A 10,078-nucleotide genomic window follows, 5' to 3' on the forward strand; every position below is an offset into this window, starting at 1 on the left:
TTCAATCCAAAACTCACCAACTCCACCCCCAGCTTTTCGGTGGCCTGCTGGATGTTCCGGACGGCTTCGGGCGCTGTGAACGGATTCTGGTAATTTACCGCCAGGGCGTTGAGTCCATAATCGCGGACCATCTTAAGCAGGGCAAAGGTGCTGTCGCGGCCGCCGCTCAATGGCACCAGGCACTGGTACTTTCCGCCCCGGCGGCGCTGGCGGTCAAGGATCTTAAGCAGGGCCTCCTCGCCGTTAAGCTTGGTCTTCTTGTATGTCCGGCAGTAGTTGCAGACCCCGGAATCATCGAAACTGATGCCCGGCGCGCTCTCCGGCAAAAGACACTGTACGCAGTTATTCAAATTTTGCAATTTAAATCATGCAATTTAAATTATGAAGTTACTTTCTCCCCCGCTTGCCCTTCTCCTTCTCCTCTTCCTTGGCCGGCTCCCGGGCTTCCCTGGGTCCTTCGGACTTGCCGGCCTGGGCTATCCCCAGTTTGGCCTTGACCTCCTTGTCCAGGTCGGCCAGCAGGTCGGCATTGGTCTTCAGCATCTCGCGCACGTTCTCCCGGCCCTGTCCCAGCCGCTCGCCCTTGAAGGAGAACCAGGTGCCGCTCTTCTCGATGATGTTGTTCTCCACCGCCAGGTCCAGCAGGTCGCCGATGTAGCTGATGCCCTGGCCGAAGATGATCTCGAACTCGGCGTTGCGGAAGGGCGAGGCCACCTTGTTCTTAAGCACCTTCACCCGCACCCGGTTGCCGATGTTGACCTCTCCCTGCTTGATGGCCTCGATCCGCCGGATGTCCATCCGCACCGAGGCGTGGAACTTGAGGGCCAGGCCGCCGGGGGTGGTCTCGGGGTTGCCGAACATCACCCCGATCTTCATCCGGATCTGGTTGATGAAGATGATGCAGGTCTTGGAGCGGTTGGCCACCGCCGTGATCTTGCGCAAAGCCTGGGACATCAGCCGGGCCTGCAGGCCCATGTGGCTGTCGCCCATGTCACCCTCGATCTCGGCCTTGGGCACCAGGGCCGCCACCGAGTCAATGACTATCACGTCCATGGCGTTGGAGCGGATCAGGGTCTCGGTGATCTCCAGCGCCTCCTCGCCGGTGTCGGGCTGGGCCACCAAGAGATTGTCTATGTCGACGCCCAGGGCCTTGGCGTACTTGGGATCCATGGCATGCTCGGCGTCTATGTAGGCGGCGGTGCCGCCCAGCTTTTGGGCCTGGGCCACTATGGACAGGGCCAGGGTGGTCTTGCCGGAGGCCTCCGGGCCGTATATCTCCACGATCCTGCCCCGGGGCACCCCGCCCACTCCCAGGGCCGCATCCAGCGAGATGGACCCGGTGGGGATCACCTCCACCGGAACGATCGCCGAATTGGAGCCCAGTTTCATTATCGAGCCTTTTCCGAACTGCTTTTCTATCTGAGAAAGAGCCAGATCCAAAGCTTTTGATTTTTCTGCCGCTGTGTCTGCCATTGATTTGTCCTCCGTGTAAACAATAATTTAATTTGTTGTTATATAAATAGTTATGGATTTTAATTCTACCAATTTTTCCTCTGGTTGTCAATTCGTAATGCTGGATTTTTCCTTAGCCCAGCCCTTAAGGACTGGGCTAAGGATAGCAATTTACCATTTCCTATTTATTTACTTTGTAATTTACAACTCAGGCCCGACAATTTCTAGCCTTTTGTCCGGCGGTATCCCCCGGTGAACAGACAATCCAGGAACGGAGTGAACAGGCTGGCCGTCAGCGCCGAGAATATCAGACCCTGGTAAAGCAGGCCTTTCATGGCAAACAGCGCAAAGACCGTCCCGGCCAAAAGCCCGTAGATGGTCTGCCCCCAACCGGTCAGCGGCGTATGATGATTGTCAATGGCCAGTATCCCGGACAGGAAAAGCAAGGCCTGCAGTCCGGCCAGGTCGATCGTTCCTATCGGGGGGACGCCGGTCATTTGGCTGGTCAGTGATAACACCGCACCGGTCGACAGCATTGACAGCAGTAGAATTCTGACCTTGTAGAGCCTCCCTGTCAGCAACAGGAGCATAAACAGACTGAAGGCCAATGGCAGCCAGCCGGTCATGAAGTAAAAATTCCCTTTGGCCCAGCCTCCGCTGTTGGCAGACCAGTGATAGACCGGGTCCAAGCCGTACGGGGTGGCCAGCACGAATAATGCGAAGGTCAGGGCCATGAAATTCACCGGCGCCAGCCGGTCCTTTTCCGAAAGCAAGGCCCTGGCTCCCGAGATAACGATCCCGGCCAAAAGCGGATAATACCAATCAACGCCGGCAGGCATCAGCAGGGCAATTACGGTGGCGGTGAAGAAAGCCCCGGCCAGGTCCAGAAAATTGCGGCGCCATTTTTTTATGATCAGCGGCAGGATCACTGAGCCGGCCAGCCCGGCAAGCAGGGAATACAAAAATCCTGTCCCGAAAAGATATAGGGCGGAAAAGACCATGGGGGCTATGGCCGCCAGCCTGCGGATATTCAACTGTTTCAGACGATAGCGGCTGGCAATATGGGGAGGCAGGGAAACATTCAGCATCACAGTTTGCCCTCCAGTATCATTTTTCCCACTTTTATCTGGTGCGACAGCAGCAGCCCGCTGGGGCAGATAAAGGTACAGAGTCCGCATTCCAGGCAGTTCTCCGGTCTTTGCCGGGCCAGTTCCTGGTTCTGTCCGTCGCGGACCAGGGGAAAGATCCGGGCCGGGGCCAGCCCCGCCGGGCAAATGGACAGGCACTGCCCGCAGTTGATGCAGGGATGGTTTTCCCTGGGGGCCTGGTTGCGGTAGAACATCAGTCCGGCAGTGTTCCGGTCCACCGGCAGCTGGATGCTGTAATGACAGGTCCCGCTGAGCAGGCCGCCGGATAGCAGCTTCAGGCTGGAGTAATCCTGGGGCCTTAAGTTAAGCGTTTCGGCGGCGCTGGCTCCGATGTAAACCTCGGCCAGGCGCTTCTGGCCCTTGGTGTCGTCGCACAGGGTGCAGAACTTGGTGGCCAGCGGCTGGCCCAGCACCACCGCCTGCCTGACGTTAAGCAGGGCCTCCATCCCGTAGATGGCCGCGGATTGGCTCCGATAGACAGTATGCCTGACAAGTTTTCCGTTCTGCTGGGGGTATTTCGGCTCGACCTTTTCTATGGAGATGTTGACCGCGCTGGCCAGCAGAGACTTGAGATCGGCGTTCAGCGCCTTCATCCGGGACGAAAGCACCAGCCTGGCCCGGGTGGAGCCGTGGATCTGCATCACGATCCGCATGCCTTCGATCAATTGCTCTGGCCGTTCCTTAAGCAGCCGGACATTGGTTGACAGCGGCGGTTCCAGGTCAAGCCCGTCGAAGATCAGATACTTCTCCAGGTCATCATTGCGCAGATCGGCCACGCCGGCCTTAAAGACCCGGTCGGCCAGTTCGGCCTTGGAAAGCTTCCAGAACCGGGGGCAGGGTTCGAAGGCCGGCTCCCGGGCGGGCTGCTCCGGCTCGGTCTCTATGAACACCGTGGTCCGGGGAAAATCAAAATCCCTAGGACGGGCCACCAGGTCCGGGAAATCTGCCACGCTGGTGACCCTGCCGGCCAGCCCGGTGAACACCGGCAGTCCGGTATTATCAAAGCCCACCTGGGCGTTGGCCTTGAGCTGGTCGCCCTTGGCCACAATGGCCCGGCCGCCATGCCATAATGTGATGGCCAGGGACTTGGGGGCCGTCAAGGCTTCGATCGACTGGTCGAAGATGAAATTCTTGTGCGGCCAGGCTTTGCCGCCTTTGATGCTTTTAATCATGGTTTTATTATTTTAAATAAAATCTGCGAGAATCCGCGAAAATCAGCGTCCCATTAATATCCCCGGTTTTCTCAGTACTCCACCTTCACCAAACACAGCCCGCAGGCCGGGGCGGTCTTTCCGGCCAGTGTCCGGTCCCTGGACTCCAGTATTCTCTTCATATCCTCCGGCTTAAGGTGCCCCCGGGCCGTGTCCATCATGGTCCCTACAATGATCCGGACCATGTTATGCAGAAAGCGGTCGGCCAGGATCTCAAAGCTGAGCACGCCCCCGTAATCCTTCCAGCCGGCCCGGGTCACGTTCACATTGAAATTGTCCACCTCGGCCTGGGCCGAGGCGAAGGCGGTGAAATCGTGTTTGCCCAGTATTACGTTGCACAGTTCCGGCAGGGCATCCCGGTTCAGCGGATAGAGGATCCTCCAGGCATAGCGCTCCAGCAAGGGCGAGCGCCGGGTGATGATCTGGTAGCGGTACAGCCTGCTGGTGGCGCCGAAACGGGAATGGAAATCCGGGTCGGTCTCTTCTGCATGGAGCACCGCCACATCTTTTGGAAGCAATGCATTCAGGCCCTCGTTGAAGGCTTTTAAGGGAATGTCTTTATCCGTCTTGAAATTGGCCACCTGCCCCGAGGCATGGACCCCGGCATCGGTGCGGCCCGAGCCTGTCAGCGACACCTTCTCCCCGGTCATCTGGGACAGGGCCGACTCCAGCACCCCCTGCACCGTGCGCTGCTCCGGCTGGACCTGCCATCCGGCAAAGGCCGTGCCGTCGTATTCAAGAAGAAGTTTGATGTTCCGCATTTTCAACCACACATTTACCGATTACCATAATTAGCCACAGAATGCACAAAAAGCACAATTTATTCGTCAGGTGTTTTTAACTATTTCAGCAGTATCATTCTTTTTACAACACGCTCTTCTTTGGTTTGCAAACTATACAAATATATTCCATTGGTTGCCTTGTTACCTTTATCATCCCTGCCGTCCCAGCGGATTTCATAACTCCCAGCTTTCTTAGCTTCATTAACCAACGTTTTAACCATTTGACCTTGTATGTTGTATATCTTTAGACCAACCTGTCCGGATTGAGATAATTGGTATTTGATGATTGTTGATTGGCTGAACGGGTTAGGGCTGTTCTGCAGCATATCTTGTAATGTCAATTGTTCATTATTTACCGGTTCCCCGGTTACTCCCACAGGCCCGGTATATTTACAAACCCAAATGGCGGGTAGCTTGCTGTCCCAACCACCAAAATAATTAGAAATTGCGAATTCATCTTTGCCGTCTCTGTTGATATCACCCGTGGAAAAAACACTGCCGCCCATATTAAAAGTGTATCCGCCAGTTTGTGCCGTATCAAGTCCAATGATAGAACCATAGCAATAATTATTTAGTTGCGCTTTACCAAGCCATATATAAGCTGCACCTCTTTCGTTACCTTCATAGGCAGCGCCACTTATATAATCACCGTATCCATTGCTGTCTATATCCCCGGCATTGGCGCTGCAATAGCCAATACCGCTATCATAATAATAGCCGAACAAACTCATATCAGAAATTCCATCGAAGCTTGGCCCACCATATACCCAATATTGTTTGCCCGGTGTTGGCGGTGAATCAGGCGAAAATGGCGTACCCCAAAACCCAGTGCTATATGCACCATTAGGATTATTCACAATATCAAAATTAAATTCCCCTAACCAAGCGCCAATGTTTTCACCAAGTGTCCCATCATATGGTATTGTATCCATCGGATTACCGCCCTTAAATATGTAAACTTTGCCACCGCCGACGCCTTCGGGGTTATATGGCGCGCCCACCGCTATTTCATCATATCCATCTCCATTCATATCGCCACTGGCTACAGACAGTCCAAAATTCTCGCTATAGTTGCTTTGTAAACGGATATCATGTGTTTTATGCAACCCCAATGTATCGCCATAATAAATAAACACGCCCCCGCCCCAGTAGGCACCTATTATCAAATCATCTAACCCGTCTCCATTTACATCGCCAGACCTTATTGCGTTATTTTCTCCATAACCTATCCCTGTGCTTGGTGCATAGATTGTATCAGTTGCAGTTAAATTAAAACCCACACCTCCATAGCAAATTAAAATTCGCCCAATATAATCTTCAATGGGAAAAGCCACCGTCACAAAATCTGTAATCCCATCACCATTCCAATCACCGGCACATAAGCTGGGGTCGTTGCCTGTGGAATCCTCCTGTATTAATTCCGGAATAGTATCCAGCGGGTTGCTTGAATACATATATCTTTTATATTTTGTCCTGCCTGGTCCGTTACCATTCAAATCGTAACTTATTATTTCGATATACCCATCATTATTAAAATCACCTGATGCGATTGAACACCCCCACATGATCCACGGGAATGTATCCGGTTTGGGACAATGCCAGATGACGTCAAGGTTGTAAGTGGTTTGGGCCGTACAAAGGCAAAATGCAAAAGGCAGAATGCAGAATATTAATATACAGCGTTTCATGGTTACCTGCCTAAATCTACATCTAACGGCACACGGGTCCAGGTACACCCGCCATCATGCGTTTGCAGCCTTGTTCCTTGAGTGCCGTATATAACCCCATTGTTTACATCCACGAATCTAACACTTACAAACTCAATTGATCTTTCCAACATCCAACCGGAATTCATCAGCCATCTGGGTTTTTCTGCCCTGCCGCATTGGGTTCTAATCAGAATGTTCTTCTTCTCCTTTTTGTCAAATCCTACGATCCAAACATAATTTGGATTGCTTTTTGATGCCCACACGCTCTTTAATGATAAATCATTGGTATTTTCTATATTGGTTTTGATTGTTTCCCAGCCATTAGCCGTTCTTTTTAAAACTGTCCCGCTATCCCCCACCGCCCAGGCATTAACGGAATCTATGGCGCAAATGTTATTCAAGGCAACTGTAGAAATTTTACCGGCCTCCTGCAACATGGCTTCCGGTGTCATTGCGTATGCAGTCATAGAGCCAGTTGCCAGTCCTGTCAAAAACAATATGACAAAAGTATTAACCGAACGCTTTATCATTTTATCAACCTTTTGTTATTATACAGATCCTGATAAAGTATCTTAGCTATTTTGTGCCATTTGTGCTTTTTGTGGCTAAATAATTTCACTAGACAAAGCGCATGGGACTAAGCATCTCCCGGGGCGTGATGTGGTACATCCCCACCCGTTCTATCAGCAGCTGCTTGATCTTCCCCTCCGGCAGTTCCAGTATCACCGCCAGCGCCTCGTTCAGCTTGACCCCGCCCTCCACCAGCCGCATTTTGATCTTAAGGGAACCGGCCTCGTCCGAGATGTCCAGTATCTGGGGAGCCAGGTCCAGTTCCTTGTGCTGGTCCTTGCGCAGGACATTGACCGGCCAGGGCTTTTTGCCGTCCAGTATCTCCTTGGCCCTCTGCACCGCGGTCCGTGTATCAAAGTCTGGATCGCCTTGCACCCTGTATTCGGCGGCATCGCACAGCTCGGTGATGGATTTGGCGTTGCCGAAGATCGGCTTGGACTCCAGCACATTCAACCCCGGCGGCAAATGGGGATTGATCAGCAGTCCGATGTCCTCAGAAAGGGGCCGGTCCAGCTGGATGTCCATGTAGTCGGCGCTGGTGGTCAGCCCCAAAGCCAGCGGCGGGCCGAAAGCTATTTTGGGATGCGGGGAAAAGCCCTGGGAGAAGGCCACCGGCAGCTCCGCCCGGCTGACAGCCCTAAGCCAGGCCCGCATCAGGTCCAGGTGCGAGATGAAGCGCAGCTCGGGGCCCTTGGCATAGCGCAGGCGGAACTTGGTCCTGGCCAGCGGGGCCGGCCCGGCCATCTTCTTGGCACTGCGCCCGAAACCGTCTGCCAACTGTTTAACACTTGCCGTTTCCCGTTTGACGTTTGCCGTTCCCTGCTTGTCCGACGAAGCTTTAGCGTAGTCGGATCCCCTGTCCCCTGATACCTGTTCCCTAATCCCTGTTCCCTGCGTTCCGCAGTCCGCTCCGCAGCCGTGGCATCCCTGCTCCCGGCAGTCAGAGGTGATCTGTTCCTGGTAGGCCTTCTGCTTTTCCTGCAGCAGAAAATTCTTGGAGACCCCGTAATCAATGTTATCCCAGGGCAATGTTTCCTCGGCGGTCCTGGCCCGGCACAGTTCGTTAAGATCCAGGCCCAGTTCCTGCATCGCCTCTTCCCAGCGCCCCCAGACGAAATGCTCGCTCCACTGGTCCAGCTTGGCCCCCTTCTGCCAGGCCTTTTCTATCAGGGCCGCCGTTTCACTGCCGCCCCGGGCCAGCAGTCCCTCCAGCTTGGAGGAGCGCAGGTCGTGCCATTTCATCTGGACCTTGTGGGACTTGAGGCCCCGGGATAGAAGGTCTATCTTCTGGTACAGCGTCTCCCAGCTGTCCTGGGCCTCCCACTGGAAGGGGGTCTGGGCCTTGGGCACGAAGGGCGAGACCGCCACTTTAAGGTTGACCCCAAGTTTTGAGGCCTGGTGGCAGAGGTCGTAAAGTTCCTCCAGGTCCTCCCCGGTCTCGGTGGGCAGGCCGATCATGAAATACAGTTTGACCTGCATCCAGCCCTCTTTTTTGGCCAGGGCTATCACCCGCAGCAGCTCTTCCCTGCTGATCCCCTTGTTGATCACATCCCTCAGACGCTGGCTGCCGGCCTCGGGGGCAAAGGTCAGGCCGGTCTTCTTCACCTTTTTCAGGGCCTCTATCATCTCCCCGTCAAAGGAATCAAGCCGCAATGACGGCAGGGAGATGGCCACTTTGGAGTTGGAAAAACAACCGTTAAGTTTCTGCAAGAGCCCCGGGAGATCCGGGTAATCCCCGGAGGAAAGCGAGAGCAGAGAGACCTCGTCCCAGCCGCTTTTGGCGATGCCCTCCCTGGCCAGCTTCACCACCTCATCTTCGGACCTTACCAGCCGGGGGCGATAGACCATCCCGGCCTGGCAGAAACGGCAGCCCCGGGTGCAGCCCCGGGCGATCTCCACCGTCAGACGGTCGTGGGTCACCTCCACCAGCGGCACCAGCGGCGGGTGGGCGGCATCCTTGATGTTCAGTGTGGAGATGTGCCTGGCCCTGATCCTGGCCTTTGATCCATCGTGGATCAGGGGAACATAGACACCCGGGATCCGGGACAACCGTTCAATTTTCGTTTTTCGTTTTTCGTTTTTCGTTTTGGCTTCCTGCAACTGCCCGCAGATGTCAACGATGGCCTCCTCGCCGTCTCCGATCACGAAGGCATCGAAGAATTTTGACAGCGGCGCCGGGTTGGCGCAGCAGGAGCCGCCCCCGATCACCAGGGGATGGTCCTCTTGTCGCTGGTCAGAATACAGCGGCAGGCCGGCCAGGTCCAGCAGGTTCAGCACCCCGGCGTAACACAGCTCGGTCTGCAGGGTAATGCCCAGAACATCGAATTCCTTAAGCTCGCGCCGGGTCTCCCATCCGAACAGCGGGATCCCCTGCCTGCGCATGGCCTCTTCCATGTCCGGCCAGGGCAGGTAACTTCGGTCGGCCAAGGCCTGCGGCAGCCGGTTGACCACCGAATACAAGATGGCCAGCCCCAGGCCGGACATCCCGATCTCGTAAAGGTCGGGATAGGCCAGGGCGATCTTTACCTGCGCCTGGTCCCAGTTTTTGTGGACGGAATTCAGTTCGTTATCGGTGTAACGTCCCGGCCTCTGCACCAGAGGCAATATTTTATGTAAGTTGGAGTTATGCATACTAAAAGGTTAATTTTATCATAGCGGATTGAGTTTTGCAATCAAATAAAACCCGTATTTATGGTTGTTTTTGGGACCGGTCAGGCAAAAAGATAAAGGCGCCCTGATGACCCTTTTTTGGATCACCAGAACGCCTTAAAAATGGAGCGGGTGAACGGAATTGAACCGTCGTATCCTGCTTGGAAGGCAGGAGCACTAACCGTTGTGCTACACCCGCTTGATTTGCTTACCTCGTCCTCCGAAGCATGCTTTGGAAATGACCATCATTGCGTAGGAGGATGCTACACCCGCATATCTTAAACTCAAAAACCTAATTCCTAAACACTAAAATTAGGATTTAGAAATTAGGTGTTGAAAATTAGCAAAGTGGTGGTGAGGGGAGGATTTGAACCTCCGAAGGCTTCGCCGACAGATTTACAGTCTGTTCCCTTTGACCACTCGGGAACCTCACCACGTCTATGATTGACATTAATATTTGGATGAAATTCGGAAGATCCGAAGATGCGAAATTGCGAGACTATTTTGTCCTGAGCTTCACACCTTCAAAGCGTCTTAACTTCTTAATGATAGATGGA

The 10,078-nt window shown here is 54.1% G+C and carries 8 protein-coding genes and 2 tRNA genes; all 10 read right to left on the reverse strand.

The annotated features are described in order from the left end of the window. The coding region (locus tag Q7U71_01220; GenBank protein MDO9390378.1) for an ATPase at nt 1-350 on the reverse strand (350 nt) is incomplete at its 3' end. 37 nt (nt 351-387) lie between these two features. Then, nucleotides 388-1,473 (reverse strand): recombinase RecA, encoded by a 1,086-nt coding sequence (gene recA, locus Q7U71_01225; GenBank protein MDO9390379.1) that lies wholly within the window; start codon nt 1,471-1,473, stop codon nt 388-390. A gap of 203 nt (nt 1,474-1,676) precedes the next feature. Beyond that, nucleotides 1,677-2,540, reverse strand: coding sequence for an RnfABCDGE type electron transport complex subunit D (locus Q7U71_01230; GenBank protein MDO9390380.1), 864 nt, complete (start codon nt 2,538-2,540; stop codon nt 1,677-1,679). Beyond that, complete coding sequence (locus Q7U71_01235) at nt 2,540-3,772, reverse strand: 4Fe-4S dicluster domain-containing protein (protein MDO9390381.1); 1,233 nt, start codon at nt 3,770-3,772, stop codon at nt 2,540-2,542. Before Q7U71_01235 ends, Q7U71_01230 begins: the two co-directional genes overlap by 1 nt. 71 nt (nt 3,773-3,843) lie before the next feature. Beyond that, nucleotides 3,844-4,572 (reverse strand): tRNA pseudouridine(38-40) synthase TruA, encoded by a 729-nt coding sequence (gene truA / locus Q7U71_01240; protein MDO9390382.1) that lies wholly within the window; start codon nt 4,570-4,572, stop codon nt 3,844-3,846. 80 nt (nt 4,573-4,652) lie between these two features. Next, a complete protein-coding gene (locus Q7U71_01245) occupies nt 4,653-6,281 on the reverse strand; it encodes an FG-GAP-like repeat-containing protein (GenBank protein MDO9390383.1) in 1,629 nt (542 codons plus the stop codon). A gap of 2 nt (nt 6,282-6,283) precedes the next feature. Continuing rightward, nucleotides 6,284-6,832, reverse strand: a complete 549-nt coding sequence (locus tag Q7U71_01250) for a hypothetical protein (GenBank protein ID MDO9390384.1) — start codon at nt 6,830-6,832, stop codon at nt 6,284-6,286. Nucleotides 6,833-6,920: 88 nt separating this feature from the next. After that, complete coding sequence (locus tag Q7U71_01255; protein ID MDO9390385.1) at nt 6,921-9,503, reverse strand: TIGR03960 family B12-binding radical SAM protein; 2,583 nt, start codon at nt 9,501-9,503, stop codon at nt 6,921-6,923. A gap of 142 nt (nt 9,504-9,645) precedes the next feature. Then, nucleotides 9,646-9,720: transfer RNA gene (locus Q7U71_01260), tRNA-Gly, on the reverse strand. 150 nt (nt 9,721-9,870) lie between these two features. Then, nucleotides 9,871-9,955, reverse strand: a tRNA-Tyr gene (locus Q7U71_01265). Nucleotides 9,956-10,078 lie beyond the last annotated feature (123 nt).

The organism is bacterium, assembly GCA_030655055.1.
Classification (GTDB): domain Bacteria; phylum Edwardsbacteria; class AC1; order AC1; family EtOH8; genus UBA5202.